Raw genomic sequence first — 320 nt, 5'->3', positions numbered from 1 at the left:
CTTTGCACACAGTGCGCGATGTCCGACCGCGCTGAGCGTACCTTCGAGCTCCTCCGTTACTCTTTAGGAGGAGACCGCCCCAGTCAAACTACCCACCATACACGGTCCCCGATCCAGATTATGGACCCAGGTTAGAACGTCAAGCACGACAGGGTGGTATTTCAAGGATGGCTCCACCACAGCTAGCGCCATGGTTTCATAGCCTCCCACCTATCCTACACAGACGAACTCAACGTTCAGTGTAAAGCTATAGTAAAGGTTCACGGGGTCTTTCCGTCTTGCCACGGGAACGCTGCATCTTCACAGCGATTTCAATTTCA

General features: G+C 53.1%; 1 rRNA gene. It reads right to left on the bottom strand.

Features of this window, described 5'->3' with window-relative positions:
- A 23S ribosomal RNA gene (locus ACLFKU_RS44490) occupies positions 1-320 on the bottom strand; the annotation flags it as partial.

This window comes from Paraburkholderia sp. EG304 (assembly GCF_046543485.1).
Lineage (GTDB): Bacteria > Pseudomonadota > Gammaproteobacteria > Burkholderiales > Burkholderiaceae > Paraburkholderia > Paraburkholderia youngii.
The sequence above is the reverse complement of the archived record's forward strand: the minus strand, read 5'-3'. Positions and strand labels throughout refer to the sequence as shown.